Genomic DNA, 20,327 nt, shown 5'->3' on the forward strand with positions numbered 1-20,327 from the left:
CGGTGTCCGGGATCAGATCGGTGATCGCGGACCCTCGTCCCCGGGGCCGGCCTCACCGTCGCCGGTCTGCTCGGCCAGGAACCGTTCGAGTTCGGCGCCGAGTTCGTCACCGCTGGGCAGCGACTCCTCGGCGGCGAGCAGCGATGAGCGTTCCTGCGCGGCCTGGGTGAACGTGTCGTACTGGGTCTCCAGCGCCGCCACCACGGACTCGATCTCCGAGTTGCCCTCGACCTCGTTGTCGACCTGTGCGCGCACCTTCTCGGCGGCGCTGTCGAGAGCGGCGAGGGGGAGGTCGAGACCGGCGAGCTCGGCGACCGCCGCCAGCAGGCGTGCGGACGCCGCCGGGTAGTTGGTCTGCGCGAGGTAGTGCGGGACATGTACCGACAGGCCCGACGCCCGGTAGTCGTGTTCACCCATCCGCAGCTCGAGGAGCATCGACGCGCTGGCGGGCAGCTTCATCGCCGACCCCCACCGGGGCAGGTCGCCGAGGGCGTCGGGATCACTGCCGTGGGCCGTGATCGACGGCGGGCGAGTGTGCGGCACGGCCATCGGGATCGCGTTGAGACCGATGACATCGGTGACGCCGAGCCCGTCGCTGAGGCGTCGGACCGCGTCGACGAACTGCTCCCACCGCAGGTCGGGTTCGGATCCGGCGAGCAGGAGGAAACCCTTGCCCGAGTTGTCGCGGATCGCATGCAGCGCCAGTGTCGGCATCTCCACATCGGTGAAGGTCTCGCCGCTGAACGAGATGGTCGGCCGGCGTGACCGGTAATCCATCAACTCGTCGGAGGAGAAGGTCGCGACCAACTCGGACTCGAGGCTGTCGCGCAGGTGCGTCGCGGCCAGCGCGACCGCGTGCCCGGCGTCGGCGAACCCCTCGAGCGCGTGGATCAATACCGGACCCGTGCCGTCGGGCCGGGTCACCTGCGGAGCGGGAAAGGCGAGTTCATACAGCGCGTCGTTGCGCGCGGGCTGCTCGTCCACGTCGTCCCTCCTTCTGCTGGCAGCTGTCCCGGAAGAGGCAGCTGAACGTCCATTGTCTCGCACCGCACCCGGCGGTGGCCACTCGCCTCGGTGCAACCACCTCGACACACCGGTGATTCCCCCCGTTGGTGTTCCTGTTTGTCGTTCCCCAGGGGTGTGTCCTCGACACCTGGCGATGACGCCGGTGGCACAGTAGACCGTTGTGACCGAGCCGCATACGCCCCGACTGCGCTTGTCCCTGCCCGGCCGCCTCGTTCCCGGCGCGGTGGTCGGTCTCGTTGCCGCGGCGCTCGTGCTGTCCGCCTGCTCCGTCGGCGGTCAGCCGGAGGCGTCGAGCCCGGATCTGTCCGCGCGATCGGTCGAGGCCGCGGACTTCCCGAACGGCGCCGCGAGTCCCATCCCGACGTCGGCGGTCGCCAACGCCCTGGCCGACGTGACCGGGGCGCCGATGCCCGGACAGACGGCCACCGAGGTGACGCCGCCGGAGTGTGCACCCGCGTCCGTCCCCGCGGACGGAGCGGTCGCGTTCCTGGGTCCCGGCCCGGGGGAGCGGGCCACCCTCACCTCGGTCGTGGCCGGTGTCGAGACGCCGCTCGACGACGTGGTCGAGTTGGTCGAGCGCTGCCCCGAGACCACCACGACCACGTTCGGGGCGTCATCGACGATCACCACCGAGGTGCTGCCCCCGCCGCCGGCGCCGGACGGGGTCGACACCGCGACGATCCGCCGCACGATCGTGACCGGCGGCGGTGTCCCGTCCACCACGAGCGCCCTCACGCTGCTCGGCGAGCGGGACGGCGTCCGGGTGTACACCGAATACCGTTGGCCCGCAGCAGGTCCTGTGCCTCCCGAAGCGTCCGCCGCGCTCGACGCGCTGTTCGGAAAGGCGCTCGCGGCCGCGTTCGGCTGACCAGTGCCGCCCTGTGGATGACCTCCCCCGGTTGTCCACAGCATGTGTCGACCGCCGTTCGAGCGGCTCGCCCGCGGGTGACGCTGTCGCCATGCAGATCCTGGAACCGCCACCGCACGGCCCCCACGACCCGACGACGCTGCTCACCTCGATCCCCGCTCGACTGGGGTTCGTCCCCGAGCGGTCGATCATCGCGATCGCCATCGCCGGCGACCGCACGGTGAACGCGACCATGCGGCACGACCTCGCCCTCGAGCCCGACGGCAGCCCCACGCGCGAACTGGTCGTCGTCCTCGCCGGACTCGGTGAGATCACGTCCACCTACGGCATCGAGGAGATCGTGGTCGTGATCGCCGACGACCGCTACCCGGCGGACGACCGTCGCTATCGGCGGATCCTCGCGATGAGCGACCGGTACTTCGGCGATGTCGGTGGTGTCGCGGCCGGGTTCGTGGTGCCGGGCTTCGATGCCGGCGTGCACTGGTCGACCATCTGGTGTCCGGAGGACCGGGCCTGGTCGGTCGACGTGTCCGCGGGGTCGGCCGGACAACTCGACGATCCGCACACGAGTCCGACCGCGGTCGCGGAGGCGGTGCGTTCGGGACGGCGGATTCTCGCCCGGCGCTCGGAGATGCGGACGATGCTCGAACCGCTCGACGGCGAATGCGGTCCGGGACGTCGGCGACCGGACTGTCGGGCGTGCCATGGCATCGATCTGGATCAGAGCGATCTCGACTTGTTCGATCCCGAGGAAGAGGACGTCGAGGCCTCGACGCGCGCACTCGACCTGGTCATCAGCGCGATGATCGAAGCGGAGCAACCCCTGGATTGTGGCGAACTGGACCGACTGGAACGGGCGATCCTGCGCCCGGACGTCCGCGACGCCGCGCTCGCCCTGGCCGTCACCGAACTCCGGGGAGCCGCCGAACACCTCTGGCGAGAACTCACGCGGCGTCTCACCGGACGCGGACGGTCCACCGCCGCAACACTTCTCGCGCACCTGCACTACATCGGCGGGGACGGTGCCTACACCGGTGTCGCCCTCGACGTCGCGCTCGCGAGCACGGACCCCGACCACCTGGCCACACTGCTCGACACCGCCCTGCGGGCAGGCGTCCGCCCAGCCAGGCTGTGGGGCACCGTCGAGAAGTCCTACGACGCCGCGAAACGCCTCGGCGTCGTCATCCCGGCAGCGACACTGCGTGCCGCCGGATGACCACTGCAGTCCTTCGCTGTGTCACACCTTTTCGGCGACCCTCTCGACGAACAGTGAGTGCGCCATGTCGGACGAGAGTTCGAGGCCGTCGTGGCCGGGTGTGTCGATCGTGATGGTGCCCGCCGTGTTCGACACCGTCACACGGGCGTTGGGAACCACGCCCGCCTCACGCAGCGCGCCGATCAGTTCGGTGTCGGACTGGGCGTGTTCGGACAGGCGGCGCACGATGACCGGCACCGTCTCACCCGGGGGGAGATCGGCGAGGCGGGTGGCGCCGTCGTCGGAGCTCGGCACCTCCACGCCCAGCAACTCCAGTCCCGGGATGGGGTTTCCGTAGGGCGAGGTCGTCGGATACTCCAGGACCGCGAGGAGGCGACGTTCGACGTTCTCGCTCATCACGTGCTCCCAGCGGCAGGCCTCCTCGTGGACCTGATCCCAGGGCATCCCGATGACGTCGACCAGGAGGCGCTCGGCGAGGCGATGCTTGCGCATCACCGCGACGGCGAGTGTGCGTCCGCGGTCGGTCAGTTCGAGGTGCCGGTCCCCGGCGACCCGGAGGAGGCCGTCGCGCTCCATGCGGGCAACGGTCTGCGACACGGTGGGACCGGACTGGTCCAGACGCTCGGCGATCCGCGCCCGCAGCGGCACGATGCCTTCTTCTTCGAGATCGTAGATCGTTCGCAAGTACATCTCGGTGGTGTCAACCAGGTCGTTCACTGTGCGCAATCCCTTTCGTCCCCGCCAAGATTACCCTCTTCGGGAGTGGTGACCGCGATCCCACCGCGACCGGGGAGTGCCCGGGCGGCGGTACGTGGCACGCACTCGTGTCCGACGCGACATCCGTGGCCGCTGCGCGATGTGTACCACTAGCCTGAGGTCGTGATCAACACTACGAGCGCCCGATGACGACGGCCGTCATCTGGAGCGAGGACTTCCTGTCCTACCGCTGGGCCCACACGCACCCGATGAACCCGGTCCGACTCGCCCTCACGATGACCCTCGCGCAGAGCCTCGGAGTCCTCGACGACGTCGAGACGTTCCCGCCGCAGGCCATCGACGACGACGCCCTGACCGTCGTCCACAGCCGCGACTACATCGACGCGGTCCGTGCGGTCGGTTCGGGGACGGCGTCGCTGTCGGGGCCGTTGCTCGAGCGGTTGTTCGGCCTCGGTGATGCGGACAACCCGGTTTTCACCGGGATGCACGAGGCCGCGCGCCTGCTCGTCGGCGGCACGCTGGCCGCGGCGCAGACGGTCGTCTCCGGGGCGGCGACGCGAGCGGTCAACATCGGCGGCGGCATGCATCACGCGATGCGCTCGCGCGCCGCCGGATTCTGCATCTACAACGACTGCGCCATCGCGATCAGATATCTGCTCGACCACGGCTTCGACCGGATCGCCTACATCGACGTCGACGCCCACCACGGCGACGGCGTCCAGGTCGAGTTCGCCGCCGACCCGCGGGTGATGACGGTGTCGCTGCACCAGCACCCGGCGACCCTGTGGCCCGGCACCGGATGGCCGACCGAGGTCGGGGACGGCGACGCCGCGGGCAGCGCGGTCAACCTGGCCCTCATGCCCAACACCGAGGACCGGTTGTGGCTGCGCGCCTTCCACGCCGTGGTGCCGTCGCTGATCGCCGAGTTCCGGCCGCAGATCATCGTCAGCCAGTGCGGTGCCGACAGCCACCGCGCCGATCCGCTGACCGACCTCTCGCTCACCGTCGACGGACAGCGGGCGGCGATGATCGCCATGCGCGACCTCGCCGACAAGTACTGCGAGGGCCGCTGGATCGCGGTCGGCGGCGGTGGCTACGGCGTTGTCAACGTGGTGCCGCGCAGCTGGACGCATCTGCTGGGCGTCGCCCTCGGTCGCGAGGTCGACGTAACGTCGGTCATCGACGAATCCTGGTGTGCCACGGCCGAACAGATCTCCGAGCAGGTGCACTCCGACTATGCCGCCCCGCCCGTTCGGGTCATGGGCGACGGAGGCATCGTCGACTACCAGCCGTGGGCGGGCGACGCCGGCCAGGAACCACCCGAGGGTGTCGCGGCCAACGCCCAACGCCAGACCGACCGCGCGATCCTCGCCACCCGACGCGCGGTGTATCCGCTCCACGGTCTCGACCCGGAGGACCCCCGTGACTGACGACACCTCGACCGCCGACGCCACCGCGCCCGCAGATCCTCCCGCCATGGCCGATCAGCCCGAACCGCGCAGCCCGTGGGACTACCCACGTCACTGGATCGCCGACGTGCTGGCCTCCGACGGCGGCGTCGTCCACCTGCGGCCGATCGTGCCCGACGACGCCGACCGCATCGTGGCGTTCCACGCCAAGCTGTCCGAGCGCACGCGGTACATGCGGTATTTCGGTCCGACCCCGACCCTTCCGCCGCGCGAGGTGGCCCGGATGACGACCGTCGACCACCAGCAGCGTGTCGCGATCGTCGCCGAACTCGGAGGCGAGATCATCGCGGTCGGTATCTACGAGGGTCTCGGCTTCGACGGCAAACCCGAATCGGCCGAGGTGGCGTTCGTCGTCGCCGATGAACACCAGGGCCGCGGCCTCGGACCCATCCTGCTCGAACACCTCGCCGGTGCGGCGGCGGAGAACGGTTTCACCCGCTTCGAGGCCGAGGTCCTCAGCGAGAATCCGAACATGGTCGCGGTGTTCCGCGACGCGGGGTATCAGCTCGCACGGAGCTTCGACGGCTCGACCGTGCACGTCGAGTTCCTCATCGACCCGACCGAAGCACTGTTGTCGGTGCGCAACGCCCGTGAGCGCGCGTCGGAGGCCCGCAGCGTCGCCAATCTGCTGCGTCCCGCCTCGGTCGCGGTGATCGGCGCGTCGACCGATCCGAACAAGGTCGGAAACGCCCTGTTGGCCAACATCATCGCCGGGGGATTCACCGGGCCGGTGTTCCCGGTCAACGGCCCGGCGAGGGTCGAGGAGGAGCCCGAGCCGGGACGGCGAGGTGTCGGCCGCGAACCGACGCCGGCGCGTCGTCGCACCCGGGAACGACCGCCGTCGGTGCGGGGGATCCGGGCCTACGAGACCGTCCGCGACATCCCCGACCCCGTCGACCTCGCGGTGGTCGCGGTGCCGGCCGCGCGCGTCGACGACGTGCTCGACGACTGCCTGGTCAAAGGTGTGCGCACGCTTGTCGTGGTGTCGTCGGGCTTCGGCGAGTCCGGCGAGGAAGAGGGTCTCGAGAACGAGCGCCGCCTGGTCGCGCAGGTCCGCGAGCACGGGATGCGACTGGTCGGGCCGAACGCGTTGGGTGTGGCGAACAACGATCCGGAGGTCGCGCTCAACGCGACCCTGGCGCCGCGCATCCCCGCCGCCGGCCGGGTCGGGTTCTTCTGCCAGTCGGGCGCGCTGGGCATCGCGATCCTCGACACCGCGGCCCGACGCCAGATCGGCCTGTCGACGTTCGCCTCGGCCGGCAACCGCGCGGACGTGTCCGGCAACGATCTGCTGCAGTACTGGGACACCGACGCCACCACCGACGTCATCCTGCTCTACCTGGAGAGCTTCGGTAACCCACGCAAGTTCTCCCGGATCTCGCGGCGCGTCTCACGCTCGAAGCCGATCATCGCGGTCAAGTCCGGCCGGGGTGCGATGACGCCGGTCCGGGCGGCGCGCTCGGCGGCCACCCTCGACGACCAGATCGCCCGCATGATGCTCGAACAGGCCGGCGTCATCCAGGTCGACACGATCCCCGAGTTGTTCGACTGTGCGGCCGTGTTCGCCTACCAGCCGCTGCCGCGCGGCCCGCGCGTCCGCATCATCGGCAATTCGTCGGTGCTGGGCAGCCTGGCGGCCGACACCGCGCGCAACGGCGGCCTCGAGGTCGTCGACACCGTCGACCTCGGTGCCGGCGCCTCGGAGGAGGAGTTCGAGTCGACGGTCTCGGCGGCCATGGCCGACCCGGGCGTGGACGGGATCATCGTCGTGTTCGTGCCGCCGGTCGCGGTCGGGGCCGACTGGCACGCCCGGGCGCTCATGGCGGCGGCCAACACCCCCGACGCCGACGCCGACAAGCCGATCGTCACGACCTTCCTCGCCGTCGACGGCATTCCGCCGGGGTTGACCCGGCCCGGCCCGAACGGCATGCCGACGAAGGGGTCGATTCCGTCGTACAGCTCGCCCGAGCGCGCCGCCGCCGCGCTGGCGAGGGCGTGGCAGTACGCCCGGTGGCGCCTGCGGCCGGAATCGGTGGTCCACCGTCCCGACGGCACCGATCCCGAGGCCGCGCGGATGTTCGTGCGCGAGGCGATGGTCGGTGACGGTGCGACCGATCGTCCAGACGAGCGGTTGCTGGGGCATGTGGAGTCGGCGAAGCTGTTGCGCTGGTACGGGATCGACGTGGTCCCGTTCCGCGAGGTGACCACGATGCACGAGGCATCCGCGGCGGCCCGTGAACTCGGGCTGCCGGTGGCGGTGAAGGCGACGTCGGACAAGTGGCGCGGTCGTCTCGATCGCGAGGGCGCGCGGCTGGACCTACCCGACGCGACGACGGTGGTGACGGCGTTCGCCGAACTGACCGAACTCACCGGCGACCGCGTGCTGCACGTGCAGAAGATGGCGCCGAAGGGCGTCGGCACGGTCATCCGGGTGCGCGACGATCCGTCGTTCGGTTCGGTGATGTCGTTCGGTCTGTCCGGGCGGACCTTCGATCTGCTGGGCGATCACGGATACCGCGCCGTCCCGCTGTCCGAGCTCGACGCGCGCGAACTCATCGAGGAGCCGCGTTCGGCACCGCTGCTGTCGGGATACCGCGGGGAGGAGCCCGCCGACAAGGAGGCGCTCGCCGATCTGCTGCTGCGGATCTCGACGCTCACCGACGACATCCCGGAGGTCCGGGAGGTGGTCTGCGATCCGATTCTGGCCTCGGTCGACGGCGCGGCCGTCCTCAATGCCCGGATACGCGTGGGCCCGGTGCCCGACAGGCGGGACACCGGACCCAGGCGACTCGGGTGACCGAGTGGACTCAGTGAAGGAGGCGGCGGAGCGTGCGGGGACGCTCAGCTGGCGTAGGCGCGCAGCCGCTCGGCACGGTCGCCGTGGCGGAGCTTGCCCATGACCTCGCGCTCGATCTGACGCACGCGCTCGCGCGACAGCCCGAACATGCGGCCGATCTGATCCAGGGTGCGCGGCTGGCCGTCGTCGAGGCCGTAGCGCATCCGGATGACCTGCTGCTCACGCTCGTCCAGCGTCGCCAGGACGGCGCGGATGTCGGAGTGCAACAGGCCGGCGATGACGGCGTTCTCGGCGGAGGTGGCCTCGGCGTCCTCGATGAAATCGCCCAGGGGGGCTTCCTCGTCGCTGCCCACCGGCATGTCCAGGCTCACCGGATCGCGGCTGTGGTCGAGCAGGTCGGCGATCTTCTCCGCGGGGATGCCCGATTCGTTGGCCAGCTCGTCGTCGGTCGCTTCGCGGCCGAGCTGCTGGTGCAGCTCGCGCTTGATGCGGGCCAGCTTGTTGACCTGCTCCACGAGATGGACGGGGAGCCGGATCGTGCGGCTCTGGTCCGCCATTCCGCGGGTGATCGCCTGACGAATCCACCAGGTGGCGTAGGTCGAGAATTTGAAGCCCTTGGCGTAGTCGAACTTCTCCATCGCCCGGATCAGACCGAGGTTGCCCTCCTGGATCAGGTCGAGGAGGGGCATGCCGCGGCCGGTGTAGCGCTTGGCCAGCGAGACGACCAGGCGGAGGTTCGCCTCGAGCAGGTGGGCCCGGGCGGCCTCGCCCTCACGGACGATGACCGCGAGGTCACGCTTCTTGGCCGCGGACAGCCGCTTCTTGTTGGCCAGAACGTGTTTGGCGTAGAGCCCGGCCTCGATCTGCTTGGCGAGTTCGACCTCCTGCTCCGCGTTGAGAAGGGCGGTGCGACCGATTCCGTTCAGATAGACACGGACCAGATCCGCCGCTGGAGACTGGGCGTCGAGATCCTGTTCGGTCATCGCCGGCCGGGTACCCGGAGGGGTGACTTCGGCGAAACCTTTGGTCGGGGTCGAACGTGCAACTGTCGAGCGTGACATGCGGCCTCCTGACTTGAGTGCGTTCACTGGGTCCAACGCCCTTGTGTGGGCGATAGTTCCCGAGAGTGGTTCGGAGCAAACCTCGCCGAGGCTTGGTGACCTGCGCATTCTTTTTCGCGACTCGACAACCGGCTGAGAAGTTGCTGAGATGTCGCGCGCGGGGGAACCCGAGGGAACGCGCGGGGCCGCGGTGCCGACCCGTCTGGTCCGGCTGTGTCAGGCGCGGGGGTCGTCGGGATCGACGACCTGCCCGTCGATGGTGCGCGACAGCTGGTGGTCGGTGTCGGTGTCGGGCAGCGCCGGTGGCCCGACGACGTGATGGTCGGCGCCGTACTTGTACTGGGGGACCTCGCCGCGTTTGCGCGGCGGACGGTCGTTGGCGATCAGGACCGCCGCCCACGGCAGCGGGATGGAGATCGCGACGATGGCCAGCGCCAGTAGTCCGGACCCGGTGATGCCGTAGGCGATACCGGCGATGGCGAGCGCCGGCACGCGGAAAGCCATGAGGAACAGGTACTTACGCACACGCGCTCGGTGCTGGGCCTCGAGCGAGTCCGGTGCGTCGGTGATCAGGTACGCCTCGGCGCCCGGACGTTTCGACGCGGGATGTCCGTGCTCGTCGACGTGCGGCGACGTGCTGTTGCGGCCGTACTGTCCGCGACCGGACTCACTCATGGATTCCCTTTGTTCGAACACCCTCTTCACTGTCCTCCTTTTGTCGGTCTATTGCACCCGCCGCCGGGAGCGTAGCGAGCGGGGCGAATCGGGTCCCGCCGCCGGGAGCGTAGCGAGCGGGGCGAATCGGGTCCCGCCGCCGGGAGCGTAGCGAGCGGGGCGAATGTGCACTCGGGTGTTCCGTTGGCCCGGTTGTGACGCACAATGGACGAATGGGAACCGAAACCATCGAACGCCCGGACCTCGACGAATGGTCCGACACCAAGACCGACGAGCGTCCCGATGCCGACGCGACCGACCGGGGTGACGACGATCGCCCCAAGTTCTTCCACTACGTGAAGAAGAACAAGATCGCCGAGAGTGCGGTCATGGGCAATCATGTCGTCGCCCTCTGCGGCGAGACCTTCCCGGTCACGCGGTCGGCCAAGCCCGGGTCGCCGGTCTGCCCGAAGTGCAAGAAGATCTACAACAAGATGCGCAAGTGACGCGACGCGGCTGATCGGCGGGCGTCGCCGGTCAGCCGCGGTCGCGGTGCCGCGCCTGCCGGCGGATCGGGCCGGAGGACAGCCGGTCGGGCAGGGTCCGGAGTTGTCCGGTGAAGTCGGAGGTCTGGGAGTTCACCCAGTGCCGGACCTGCGTGGTGGTCGACGCCTTCGCGGGCCAGAATTGTTGCACCGCCGCGTTGAACTCGGCGCCGATCACTATGCCGAAGCCCAGCGAGAACGTGAAGAGCAGGAACGCGATCGGTGTGGCCAGCGCCCCGTAGGAGACCCCGGCCTCGGTGATCTTGGTCAGATAGATGCGCAGCACGTAGCTCGCGACCCAGAAGAACACGCCGGCCACGATCGCCCCGCCGATGAGCCGATGCCACGGCAGGGGATTGGGCAGCGCGAGGTGGTAGAGCGTCGTCAGGACGAACAGCAGGAGGACGGCGACGAACGGGAAGTAGCCGTAGTCGATGAGGGTGGTGACGAACGATCCCCACGACTCCGGCACGATCGCCCGTAGATAGTTCGGTCCGAGCGCGACGAGGGGCAGCAGGAACACCGCGACGCTCAGGAAGCCGACGTAGAGGAACAGCGCGAAGAACCGCTGCCACACCGGGTGTCGGACCTCGTGCTGGTCGTGTGCGTGCGCGATCGAGGCGATGAAGCACGAGACGGCCGACGATCCCGCCCACAGCGAGATGACGAACCCGACCGACATGAGGCCGATCCGGCCGCGACCGAGCACGCTGTCGACCGTCGGGGTGATCAGGTCGTCGACGACGGTGGGGGTGAAGGTCCGTCCGGCGAGATCGATGATGCGGGCGTAGACGACGTCGACGGTGTCGGGGCCGAACCAGCCGGCGACGTAACCGACCGAGCCGAGCAGACCGAGCAGCAGCGGCGGCAGCGACAGCGCCTGCCAGAACGCGGCCTGTGCGGCCCAGCCGATGATCCCGTCGTCCCAGGACTTGACGATCGTGCGCCAGACCACGCGATGGACGTTCGGCAGGACCGGCAGGCCCGGGCCGGACGACGCCTCGGTTCGTACCGGATCGTCGTTCCCGGTCTTCCCCGACCCCGCGTCCGGTTCGGTCGGCCCCTTCGCGTCGGGGAGGACCTCGACGTCCCCGGACGCCGGGGCGGACCGCAGGGGCGCGCGCAGGGGTTCGGTCGAGGCCACGACATCCGCGAGTGGGTCGCCGATCGGCGCGGTGACCGCAGTCGACACCGGACCCGGCGGGACGGCGGGCGGGCTCGCGGCAACCACCGACGACGTGTCGTCGGCCAGTGGGACCGGATTCCTCTTGCGCGTTGTGATGTGTTCAATATCCCCGATCGGGAGGTCGATTGGGTACCCGGGTCACCAGGCGAGTCGTTCGGATCGCCCACGGGCGCCCATCGCGGCGGACACCGCGGCCCGGTGTCGGGATGCGGGAGCTGTCGCGCTTCGGCGGTACCATTGGCGGGTCCCCTCGGGCGCGGGTCCCGCACGCGAGGGGTCGTTTCATGTCCGGCCGGAAACCCGCACGCGTGGAGGAGCAGCCCAGAAGGTGACGTCAGCCGAACCCTCCGGATCCACCGCCGGCCCGAAACTCCAGCTCCGCGCCTGGCAGCGTCGTGCGCTGACCAAGTACCTGACGCAGAAGCCGAAGGACTTCCTCGCCGTGGCGACGCCGGGCGCCGGCAAGACGACGTTCGGCCTGCGTATCGCCCGCGAACTCCTCGATGACCGCACTGTCGACAAGATCACCGTCGTCGCCCCGACCGAACACCTCAAGCACCAGTGGGCCGAGGCCGCCGCGCGGGTCGGGATCGCGCTCGACTCCCGGTTCACCAACGCCGCCGGACAGACCAGCTCGGACTTCCACGGCGTCGTCGTCACCTATGCACAGGTGGCCGCCCATCCCGCCCGGCACCGGGTGCGCACCGAGAACCATCGCACCCTGGTCATCCTCGACGAGATCCACCACGGCGGCGATGCCAAGTCGTGGGGCGAGGCGATCCGGGAGGCCTTCGACGACGCCGAGCGGCGGCTCCTGCTGACCGGTACACCCTTCCGCTCCGACGACTCGCCGATCCCGTTCGTCACCTACGAACCGGAGGCCGGCGGGCATCAGCGCTCCAAGGCCGACCACACCTACGGCTACGCCGACGCACTGAAGGACGGCGTCGTCCGTCCGGTCGTGTTCCTCGCCTACTCCGGTGAGGCCAGCTGGCGCGACAGCGCGGGCGAGGAGTACACCGCCCGGCTGGGCGAACCGCTCTCCGCGGAGCACACCACCCGCGCCTGGCGTACCGCGCTGGACGCCCACGGCGACTGGATTCCGGCGGTCCTCACCGCCGCACACACGCGGCTGGGGCAACTCCGTGCGACCGGCACACCGGATGCGGGCGGGCTGGTCATCGCCACCGATCAGACCGCGGCCCGGGACTACGCCGAACTCCTCACCGCCATCACCGGCAAGCCGCCGACGCTGGTGCTCTCCGACGACCCGAAGTCGTCGTCGAGGATCGGCCAGTTCGCCGCGTCCACCGACGAGTGGATGGTGGCGGTCCGCATGGTGTCCGAGGGTGTCGACGTCCCCCGCCTGGCCGTGGGGGTGTACGCCACCAGCTCGTCGACGCCGCTGTTCTTCGCCCAGGCCATCGGACGGTTCGTGCGATCGCGTCGTCCGGGTGAGACCGCGAGCGTCTTCCTGCCGTCGGTCCCGGTGCTGCTCGACCTCGCCAGCCAGATGGAGGTCGAGCGCGATCACGTGCTCGGCAAGCCGCACCGCGAGAGCGACGGCCTCGACGACCAGTTGCTGATCGACGCCAACAAGCAGGAGGACGAGCCGGGGGAGGACGAGCCGAAGTTCCAGTCGCTGCATGCCGACGCCGAACTCGATCAGGTCATCTTCGACGGCACCTCGTTCGGCACGGCCACGTTCGCCGGCAGCGACGAGGAGTCGGACTATCTGGGTTTACCCGGGCTGCTCGATGCCGACCAGGTGCGTGCCCTCCTGCGCAAACGCCAGGAGGAACAGGTCACGGCGCGGACGGTCGCGTCGTCTTCGGAGTCGTCGGCTGCCGAGCCGCCGACTCCCGGCCGGCCGGCGGGAACCACCGGCGAGAACCTGCACGCCCTGCGTAAGGAACTCAACACGCTCGTCGCGATGCATCATCACCGCACGGGCAAACCACACGGCATGGTGCACAACGAGTTGCGGACTCGGCTGGGCGGGCCCCCGACCGCCATGGCGAGCGCCGATCAGCTGAAGGAACGGATCGCCGCACTGCGCGAGTGGCGCTGATAGACACTGCGCGAGTGGCGCTGACAGAGGCTACGCAGTGGCGGTGGTCGGTGTCGGCCCGGAACAGGCACCGGACACGACAGAGCCCGGCCGGATTGCTCCGGCCGGGCTCTGTGCGCGTAGGGAAAGCCCGCGTTCGATCGTCGGAGGTGTCAGACCAGCTCGCCGGCGGATTCGACGACGGTGGCGCTCAACTCGACAAGGCGGGCCTCGTGCTCGTTGAAGTGGTGGCGGCAGAAGAGAAGTTCGCCGCCCTTGGGCAGGACGGCCCGTACCTTGGCTGCGGCGCCGCAGCGATCGCAGCGATCGGCGGCAGTGAGCGGCAGGTAGATCGGGGCTGTGGTGGCGATGTCAGTCATGGTTCGTTCCTCCGTCCCGGTCCGGCGCCGGGTGTCCGGTCGCCTTCCCTTCGAGCCGACACATCCGGGCGATGCGTCAACCTCACTCTGTCAGACGCTCGGGGCGTTCGTATTGTTCCGAGGGCGCTCTCGGTGTGTCGTCACTCACCGTTTACACCAGGCAACAACTCAACAACGATCGCCCGAACGCAATGCGACCCGGACATGGGGCCGGGTCGCACCACTCTACGCGTTGTGCGCGGGACGAGTCGTTCGGTCAGCTCGTCCGCGTGGGGGTGTGTGTTCCGCTCGCACCCGCATCGGGTTCGGGTGCGGAGTCGGCGGCCGGGATGTCCGACGTCGACGTTCCCTCGGAGCCGGGGCGTTCCGCGCCCTCGGCGCCCACGAGCGCCTCTTCCTGCTCCTCGCGGAAATGGGTGACCGCGTCGGAGGACTCGTTCTCCCGGTCGCGCAGGTACTCGCGGAGCGAGTAGGCGAACGCCGCGGCCCAGGCGATGGCGATCACGATGTAGAAGACGTTGCGCACCGAGCCGGGGGCGTCGATGAAGTCGCTCTTCAGCAGGCTGCGGGTGTTCGTGAGGACGATCAGGCCGCCGACCGAGGCGCCCAGCAGACGCGGCGGGATGTGACGCACGAGCCAGGCCGCGATCGGAGCGGCGATCACGCCGCCGACGAGGATGGCGGCAACCCATGCGAAGTTGATTCCCTGCGAACCGAGACTGAACAGGAAGCCGAGGCTCGCTGCGACGGCGATGATGAACTCGCTCGTGTCGATCGAACCGATCACCTTGCGGGGCTCGAGACGGCCGCTGGCCAGGATGGCCGGGGTGCCGACCGGACCCCAACCGCCGCCACCGGTGGCGTCGACGAATCCGGCGACGAATCCGAGCGGGCTGAGGAATCGCTTGCGCAGCGGCTTGCCGAGGTTGTGGCGGGGGATGCCCTGGAAGGTGAACCGCACCAGGATGTAGAGCCCCAGCAGCAGCAGGATCACGGCCATGACCGGCGCAGCGGTCTCGGTGGAGAGATTCGACAGGATCGTGGCGCCGAGGAAGGCGCCGATGGCTCCCGGAATCGCGATACGGCGCACGACGCGCCAGTCGACGTTCCCGAACTTCCAGTGCGAGACGCCGGAGACCAGCGTCGTGCCGATCTCGGCCAGGTGCACGGTGGCCGAGGCGGCAGCCGGGTTGGTACCGATGGCGAGGAGGAGGGTCGTGGTGGTGACGCCATAAGCCATGCCGAGACTGCCGTCGACGAGCTGAGCAGCGAAGCCGACGAGGCCGATCAGGACAATCGTTCTCATAGTGGGTCTTTCCGGGAAGTCACGTCGTCAGGGACGTGACGAGGCTGGGGCAGGCACTCGGTGCCCGCGACGAAGTGGAACGCGGAGGAGGGGATCGCAGGTGGCGTTCTCGCCCTCGGGTGGGGTCTGTCGCGTCACGGACACAGCATCGATGCTGTGCGCAGCAGGTCGACGGTGGCACGACGCACCAGCATGGCGCCGCGTCTGCTCCCGGTCACTGCGTAAGTCACCGCGCCATCCTATGTAGTGCGTCCCCGAAAGCCCGAGAATCCGGTCGTGTCCAAATCGGAGCGCGCAGAACTATTGACAGATCGATGTCTATGTGGGTGGCAGAACGACATCGCCCCCGGAACCGTGAGGTTCCGGGGGCGATGAGGCTGTTGTCGTCACCGACTAGTCGAGATAGTCACGCAGGACCTGGGAGCGCGACGGGTGGCGCAGCTTCGACATCGTCTTCGACTCGATCTGACGGATGCGCTCGCGGGTCACGCCGTAGACCTGCCCGATCTCGTCGAGGGTGCGGGGCTGGCCGTCGGTCAGCCCGAAGCGGAGGCGGACCACGCCGGCCTCACGTTCGGACAAGGTCTCGAGCACCGACTGCAATTGATCCTGCAACAGCGTGAAGCTGACCGCGTCGACCGCGACGACGGCTTCGGAGTCCTCGATGAAGTCGCCGAGCTGGCTGTCGCCCTCATCGCCGATGGTCTGGTCCAGCGAGATGGGTTCCCGGGCGTACTGCTGGATCTCCAGCACCTTCTCCGGGGTGATGTCCATCTCCTTGGCGAGTTCTTCCGGCGTCGGCTCGCGGCCTAGGTCCTGGAGGAGTTCACGCTGGATGCGACCGAGTTTGTTGATGACCTCGACCATGTGCACCGGGATACGGATGGTGCGGGCCTGGTCGGCCATGGCGCGGGTGATCGCCTGACGGATCCACCAGGTGGCATACGTCGAGAACTTGTAGCCCTTGGTGTAGTCGAACTTCTCGACCGCGCGGATCAGACCGAGGTTGCCCTCCTGGATGAGATCCAGGAACGCCATGCCGCGGCCCGTGTAGCGCTTGGCCAGCGACACGACGAGGCGCAGGTTCGCCTCGAGCAGGTGGTTCTTGGCGCGGTTGCCGTCGCGGGAGATCCAGTTCAGGTCACGCTTCTGGGCGGTGCTGAGCTTCTCGCCGGCATCCATGATGCGCCGAAGACGTTCGGTGGCGAACAGTCCGGCCTCGATGCGCTTGGCGAGTTCGACCTCTTCCTCGGCGTTGAGGAGGGCGACCTTGCCGATCTGCTTCAGGTACGCGCGGACACTGTCGGCGGAGGCGGTGAGCTCGGCGTCCTTGCGGGCCTGACGCAGCGCCTCGGACTCCTCTTCGTCCCAGACGAAGTCGCCGGACTTCGCGGCGGCGGAATCGTCCTTGGACGCGGCCTTCGCGGCGGCCGGGGCTGCGCCGCCGGCGGCGGGCGCGGTCGCCTCCTCGGACTCCTCGTCGTCGTCCTCCGACTCGTCCTCGGAGTCGTCGTCGTCGACCTCCAGGTCGTCGTCGATCTCGACGTCCTCGAGTTCGGCGTCGGGACCGTCGATGTCGTCGATCGAGTCCGGGTCGTCGGGCTCGGCGTTCGGATCGTCGCCGGAACCCTCCGCGGACGCGGCCTTCTTGGCGGCCTTCTTCGGTGCCGCCTTCTTGGTGGCCTTCTTCGCCGGGGCCTTCTTGGCGGGGGCCTTGCGGGCAGCGGTCTTCTTCGCAGCCTTCTTGGCGGTTCGCTTCGCCGGGGCGTCGGTCGCGGCTGGGGTCGACTCCGTCGACTCGGCCTCTGCATCACCCTGGTGGGTCGTGATGGCTGCCACGTACAACCTTTCGAACTGTCTTCTGTGGTGTCTTCTGTCGTCTGTCACCAGACGCGACACGGCAGCATGAGCCGCCGTGGACGAGGTCTTGGTTTCTCGGTTGGAATGACCGGTGACGACCATTGTAACGACATCGCCGTCCCCGGTGTGTCAAAGCCCTGGTCACGCCCTGCGCGGCGTCACGTCTTCAGCCCCTGGGACACTGCCATGGCCGCACCGACGATGCCGGCGGTGTTCAACAGCGTCGCCGGTACCACGGGCGTCTTGTTGGTCAGCAGCGGAATCCACTTGTCGGACTTGCGGCTGATACCGCCGCCGGCGATGAAGAGATTCGGCCAGAACAGCGCCTCGTAGGTCTCGAGGACCTCGGAGACCTTCTCGGTCCACTTCTCGTACGACCAGCCCTTCTCCTCGCGGACACGCGAAGACGCCTGGTGCTCGGCCTCCTTCTTGCCGACCTGTAGGTGACCGAGCTCGGTGTTGGGCACGAGGGTGCCGTTGATCAGGATCGCCGACCCGATACCGGTTCCGAACGTCAGCAGCATCACGACCCCCGCGACGCCCTTGCCCGCGCCGTACGCGTCCTCGGCCATACCCGCGGCGTCGGCGTCGTTGAGGACCGACACCTGCCTACCGCCGAGGTGTCCGCTGAAGAGGTCGTAGACGTCGGTGCCGATCCAGGCCTTGTCGATGTTCGCCGCCGTGCGCATGATCCCGTCGGTCACGACCCCGGGGAGGGTGACACCCACCGGGCCGGTCCAGTCGAAATGCGCGACCACCTCGGCGACGCCCCGGGCCACGGCCTCGGGTGTCGCGGGCTGCGGGGTGAGCACCTTGAACCGTTCGCCGACGAGTTCACCGGTGTCGAGATCGACGATGCCGCCCTTGATCCCGGAACCGCCGACGTCGACCCCGAAACCGAGGTTCGTCGGAGGCGTCGGATCACCGGGGCCGGCGAAATCGGAGTCGGACGATCCGGGGACGGACGTGTCGGTCATGGCGGGGCTCCCTGTCCGGGTCGATGTCTGAGGGTGGGGGCAATCCGAGACCAGCCTATTCACGCGACCGGCGCAACGCCCGTCATCGCAACACATGTCGACACGATTCGACCACCCGGGAGGAGAGATCGGTCACCGCGATCGGTGGTGAGCTCCGGCCATGTGCTCACATGGAGGGCGTGGATCAGACAATTCCGGTGGACGAGCTCGCCGCGGTCGCCGGCGCCGTGGCCCGGGAGGCCGCCGCGCACGTACGTCGCCGCCGGCCCGAATTGTTCGGTGCGACACCGGGACACGGCGAGCCGCCGCAGCCCGCCGCGGTGGATTCCACCGTCCGGCCCGTGTCGACGAAGTCGACGGTGCAGCCCGTGTCGACGAAGTCGACGGTGCAGCCCGTGTCGACGAAGTCGACGGAAACCGATCCGGTCACCCTCGCCGACACCGAGACCGAACGCCTGATCCGCTCACTGCTCCGTGAGGCGCGCCCCGACGACGAGGTGCTGGGCGAGGAGGACGGCGGGAGCCGGGCGGTGCCTACCGGTGTCCGATGGGTGGTCGACCCGATCGATGGGACCGTCAACTTCATGTACGGCGTGCCGGCCTATGCGGTGTCCATCGCGGCGCAGGTCGACGGACAGTCGGTCGCCGGGGTCGTCGTCGACGTCGCCCGCGGCGTCACCTACGGCGCGACCCTCGGCGGGGGAGCGTGGGCGGCGGACTCCGCCGGGGTACGCCGGCCGCTCCGCTGCAATCCGGTCGACAGGGCCGAACTGGCGCTCGTCGCAACGGGTTTCGGGTACGACGCGGCGCGCCGCCGGCAGCAGGGACGCATCGTCGCCGAACTGCTCCCACGTGTCCGCGACGTCCGACGCATCGGTGCGGCGGCCCTCGACCTCTGCATGGTCGCGGCCGGCGCGGTCGACGCCCACTACGAACACGGTCTGAGCCCGTGGGACTGGGCCGCCGGCGGGCTGATCGCCGCCGAGGCCGGCGCCGTCGTCCAGACTCCGCCACCCGATTCACGGGCCGACGAGGGCCACATCACCGTCGCCGTCGCGCCCGGGGTGGCCGACGAATTCCTCGCGCTGCTCGACGAATTCGGCGCTCGCAGCCCGCTCACCTGACGGCCCTCCCGCGTCCCGCCAAAAGGTCGGGGGCGGAGGCCGCCGCACGGCGTGCGACGGTCAGCAGGGGGTGGAGTGCACGGCCTCGACGAGGACCGGGTCGACACCACTCGCCGGGTTCTTCGGATCCGCCGATCGCAGCGCCTCCAGGGCAGCCTGCGCGTCCTGCGACATCTCGCCACCCGAGTGATGGACCCCGAGTGCGACGTCGACGGCTGTACCGCGCCGGCCGTCGTCGACCAGCTGAGCGCACGGGAACGCCAGCCACGTGGCCGCCGCCGCCGCGCGACCGGCCGGCCCGAACCGGATCTGTGCGACACAGTTGAGATCCCGGTTGGGATAGACCGGGTCATCGGCGTACGGCGTGTCCGGCACCGGGCTGAACCCCTGCGCGGTCAGGTCGTCGGACACCGTGCGGGCCGCGCCTCGTTCGTCGGAGGCGTTGAGGACGCGGACGCCGAAGGTCGACAGCGGGGCCGGAGCGACTCCCAGCATCTCGTCCCGTCCGACGACGGTGAGGGTCGGCGGGGCCGGCGGAGGTGGCGCGCCCGCTTCCACCGACGTCGGCGGAGTCGGTTGATTGCACGCTGTCGGAACGGATTCGGACTCGCCGCCGCCCAGCGCAACCGCCCACACCACCACGCCGACGACCATCAGGACGACGACCGTGACGATCGCCGGTGCGTAGCGCCGCCGACGGTAGGGTCGGCCCTGCTCGTCGGTCGGATAGCCGACCGTAATCTTCGACACCACCGTGGACTGACTCCTCACTGGGCGTTGCGTGATCTCGGATCACTGTAGAGGGTGACCCCGCAGTGCCCCACGAGCCTCGCCGGGAGCGGTACGACTGGGATGTACCGGGGCATGGATCGGGCGCCGAACCGAAACTTGCCGACGAGTTGGGTCTCGGGTATTGACCTTCGATAGCGTGTCGACTATGCTTCGGGCGCCCGCGCTTCCAGACCCGGGGTGCGCCTGATATGAAACCGTGATCGAAATCACGCAATACGTCTGATCCTCTGGTACGAATCTCGCCCGAGACGACGTTGCAGTGACCCCATCGGTAAGACAATCCCGGCGGAGTCGTGCGC

General features: G+C 69.2%; 17 protein-coding genes. 7 read left to right on the plus strand and 10 right to left on the minus strand.

Translation table 11 applies throughout. From position 1 onward, the window contains the following. Positions 1-12: 12 nt before the first annotated feature. Entirely contained in the window at positions 13-984 is a 972-nt protein-coding gene (locus ACFVHY_RS08940; RefSeq protein ID WP_065628907.1) for a proteasome assembly chaperone family protein, read from the minus strand. A 202-nt stretch (positions 985-1,186) separates the two neighbouring features. On the opposite strand from ACFVHY_RS08940, the gene ACFVHY_RS08945 reads away from it, so the two are divergent. Together ACFVHY_RS08945 and ACFVHY_RS08950 are read left to right on the plus strand one after the other, a co-directional pair. Further along, complete coding sequence (locus ACFVHY_RS08945) at positions 1,187-1,894, plus strand: hypothetical protein (protein WP_390270973.1); 708 nt, start codon at positions 1,187-1,189, stop codon at positions 1,892-1,894. A 91-nt stretch (positions 1,895-1,985) separates the two neighbouring features. Next, the gene (locus ACFVHY_RS08950; protein ID WP_390270976.1) at positions 1,986-3,110 is read left to right on the plus strand and encodes a DUF4192 domain-containing protein; all 1,125 of its coding nucleotides are present in this window, start codon (positions 1,986-1,988) and stop codon (positions 3,108-3,110) included. Between the two features lie 21 nt (positions 3,111-3,131). On the opposite strand, the gene ACFVHY_RS08955 is transcribed toward ACFVHY_RS08950, so the two are convergent. After that, entirely contained in the window at positions 3,132-3,827 is a 696-nt protein-coding gene (locus ACFVHY_RS08955) for an iron dependent repressor, metal binding and dimerization domain protein (RefSeq protein WP_390270979.1), read from the minus strand. Between the two features lie 185 nt (positions 3,828-4,012). On the opposite strand from ACFVHY_RS08955, the gene ACFVHY_RS08960 reads away from it, so the two are divergent. Both ACFVHY_RS08960 and ACFVHY_RS08965 read left to right on the plus strand, forming a co-directional pair. Then, on the plus strand, positions 4,013-5,257 hold the full coding sequence (locus tag ACFVHY_RS08960; RefSeq protein WP_390270982.1) for an acetoin utilization protein AcuC: 1,245 nt from the start codon (positions 4,013-4,015) through the stop codon (positions 5,255-5,257). A gap of 46 nt (positions 5,258-5,303) precedes the next feature. Further along, positions 5,304-8,093 (plus strand): GNAT family N-acetyltransferase, encoded by a 2,790-nt coding sequence (locus tag ACFVHY_RS08965; RefSeq protein WP_390271505.1) that lies wholly within the window; start codon positions 5,304-5,306, stop codon positions 8,091-8,093. Positions 8,094-8,137: 44 nt separating this feature from the next. On the opposite strand, the gene ACFVHY_RS08970 is transcribed toward ACFVHY_RS08965, so the two are convergent. Then, positions 8,138-9,076, minus strand: coding sequence for a sigma-70 family RNA polymerase sigma factor (locus tag ACFVHY_RS08970; protein WP_171011532.1), 939 nt, complete (start codon positions 9,074-9,076; stop codon positions 8,138-8,140). A gap of 294 nt (positions 9,077-9,370) precedes the next feature. Next, positions 9,371-9,829 carry a DUF3099 domain-containing protein gene (locus tag ACFVHY_RS08975; protein WP_390270985.1) on the minus strand — a complete coding sequence of 153 codons (459 nt, stop codon included), beginning with the start codon at positions 9,827-9,829 and terminating at the stop codon, positions 9,371-9,373. Positions 9,830-10,041: 212 nt separating this feature from the next. Here ACFVHY_RS08975 and ACFVHY_RS08980 point away from each other — a divergent pair, with 212 nt between their 5' ends. Next, on the plus strand, positions 10,042-10,314 hold the full coding sequence (locus ACFVHY_RS08980) for a DUF3039 domain-containing protein (RefSeq protein ID WP_058250213.1): 273 nt from the start codon (positions 10,042-10,044) through the stop codon (positions 10,312-10,314). Between the two features lie 31 nt (positions 10,315-10,345). Here the strand turns inward: ACFVHY_RS08980 and ACFVHY_RS08985 are convergent, their stop codons facing one another. Next, the gene (locus tag ACFVHY_RS08985; RefSeq protein ID WP_390270988.1) at positions 10,346-11,584 is read right to left on the minus strand and encodes a YihY/virulence factor BrkB family protein; all 1,239 of its coding nucleotides are present in this window, start codon (positions 11,582-11,584) and stop codon (positions 10,346-10,348) included. Positions 11,585-11,867: 283 nt separating this feature from the next. On the opposite strand from ACFVHY_RS08985, the gene ACFVHY_RS08990 reads away from it, so the two are divergent. After that, the gene (locus ACFVHY_RS08990; protein WP_390270991.1) at positions 11,868-13,610 is read left to right on the plus strand and encodes a DEAD/DEAH box helicase; all 1,743 of its coding nucleotides are present in this window, start codon (positions 11,868-11,870) and stop codon (positions 13,608-13,610) included. A 152-nt stretch (positions 13,611-13,762) separates the two neighbouring features. Here ACFVHY_RS08990 and ACFVHY_RS08995 read toward each other — a convergent pair whose 3' ends face one another. The 4 genes from ACFVHY_RS08995 to ppgK form a co-directional block, all read right to left on the minus strand. Further along, positions 13,763-13,969 carry a hypothetical protein gene (locus ACFVHY_RS08995; RefSeq protein WP_004018852.1) on the minus strand — a complete coding sequence of 69 codons (207 nt, stop codon included), beginning with the start codon at positions 13,967-13,969 and terminating at the stop codon, positions 13,763-13,765. 256 nt (positions 13,970-14,225) lie between these two features. Then, positions 14,226-15,275 carry a sulfite exporter TauE/SafE family protein gene (locus ACFVHY_RS09000; RefSeq protein WP_058250216.1) on the minus strand — a complete coding sequence of 350 codons (1,050 nt, stop codon included), beginning with the start codon at positions 15,273-15,275 and terminating at the stop codon, positions 14,226-14,228. Positions 15,276-15,668: 393 nt separating this feature from the next. Beyond that, positions 15,669-17,237: an RNA polymerase sigma factor gene (locus tag ACFVHY_RS09005; protein ID WP_390270996.1), complete on the minus strand. Its 1,569-nt coding sequence runs from the start codon at positions 17,235-17,237 to the stop codon at positions 15,669-15,671. Between the two features lie 56 nt (positions 17,238-17,293). Further along, positions 17,294-18,112, minus strand: coding sequence for a polyphosphate--glucose phosphotransferase (gene ppgK, locus ACFVHY_RS09010; RefSeq protein ID WP_390270999.1), 819 nt, complete (start codon positions 18,110-18,112; stop codon positions 17,294-17,296). Positions 18,113-18,282: 170 nt separating this feature from the next. Here ppgK and ACFVHY_RS09015 point away from each other — a divergent pair, with 170 nt between their 5' ends. Then, positions 18,283-19,236, plus strand: a complete 954-nt coding sequence (locus ACFVHY_RS09015) for an inositol monophosphatase family protein (RefSeq protein ID WP_390271002.1) — start codon at positions 18,283-18,285, stop codon at positions 19,234-19,236. A 60-nt stretch (positions 19,237-19,296) separates the two neighbouring features. On the opposite strand, the gene cei is transcribed toward ACFVHY_RS09015, so the two are convergent. Continuing rightward, on the minus strand, positions 19,297-19,989 hold the full coding sequence (cei, locus tag ACFVHY_RS09020) for an envelope integrity protein Cei (RefSeq protein ID WP_390271005.1): 693 nt from the start codon (positions 19,987-19,989) through the stop codon (positions 19,297-19,299). Positions 19,990-20,327 lie beyond the last annotated feature (338 nt).

The organism is Gordonia sp. NPDC127522 (assembly GCF_042672305.1).
Lineage (GTDB): Bacteria > Actinomycetota > Actinomycetes > Mycobacteriales > Mycobacteriaceae > Gordonia > Gordonia hongkongensis.

Excerpts from the sequence above, each read along its gene's own strand:
- ACFVHY_RS09015 (WP_390271002.1), top strand. The coding sequence starts at position 18,283 with ATGGAGGGCGTGGATCAGACAATTCCGGTGGACGAGCTCGCCGCGGTC.
- ACFVHY_RS08995 (WP_004018852.1), bottom strand. The coding sequence starts at position 13,969 with ATGACTGACATCGCCACCACAGCCCCGATCTACCTGCCGCTCACTGCC.
- ACFVHY_RS08965 (WP_390271505.1), top strand. The coding sequence starts at position 5,304 with ATGGCCGATCAGCCCGAACCGCGCAGCCCGTGGGACTACCCACGTCAC.
- ACFVHY_RS08950 (WP_390270976.1), top strand. The coding sequence starts at position 1,986 with ATGCAGATCCTGGAACCGCCACCGCACGGCCCCCACGACCCGACGACG.
- ppgK (WP_390270999.1), bottom strand. The coding sequence starts at position 18,112 with ATGACCGACACGTCCGTCCCCGGATCGTCCGACTCCGATTTCGCCGGC.
- ACFVHY_RS08980 (WP_058250213.1), top strand. The coding sequence starts at position 10,042 with ATGGGAACCGAAACCATCGAACGCCCGGACCTCGACGAATGGTCCGAC.
- ACFVHY_RS09005 (WP_390270996.1), bottom strand. The coding sequence starts at position 17,237 with ATGGTCGTCACCGGTCATTCCAACCGAGAAACCAAGACCTCGTCCACG.
- ACFVHY_RS09000 (WP_058250216.1), bottom strand. The coding sequence starts at position 15,275 with ATGAGAACGATTGTCCTGATCGGCCTCGTCGGCTTCGCTGCTCAGCTC.
- ACFVHY_RS08970 (WP_171011532.1), bottom strand. The coding sequence starts at position 9,076 with ATGACCGAACAGGATCTCGACGCCCAGTCTCCAGCGGCGGATCTGGTC.
- ACFVHY_RS08975 (WP_390270985.1), bottom strand. The coding sequence starts at position 9,829 with ATGAGTGAGTCCGGTCGCGGACAGTACGGCCGCAACAGCACGTCGCCG.
- ACFVHY_RS08960 (WP_390270982.1), top strand. The coding sequence starts at position 4,013 with ATGACGACGGCCGTCATCTGGAGCGAGGACTTCCTGTCCTACCGCTGG.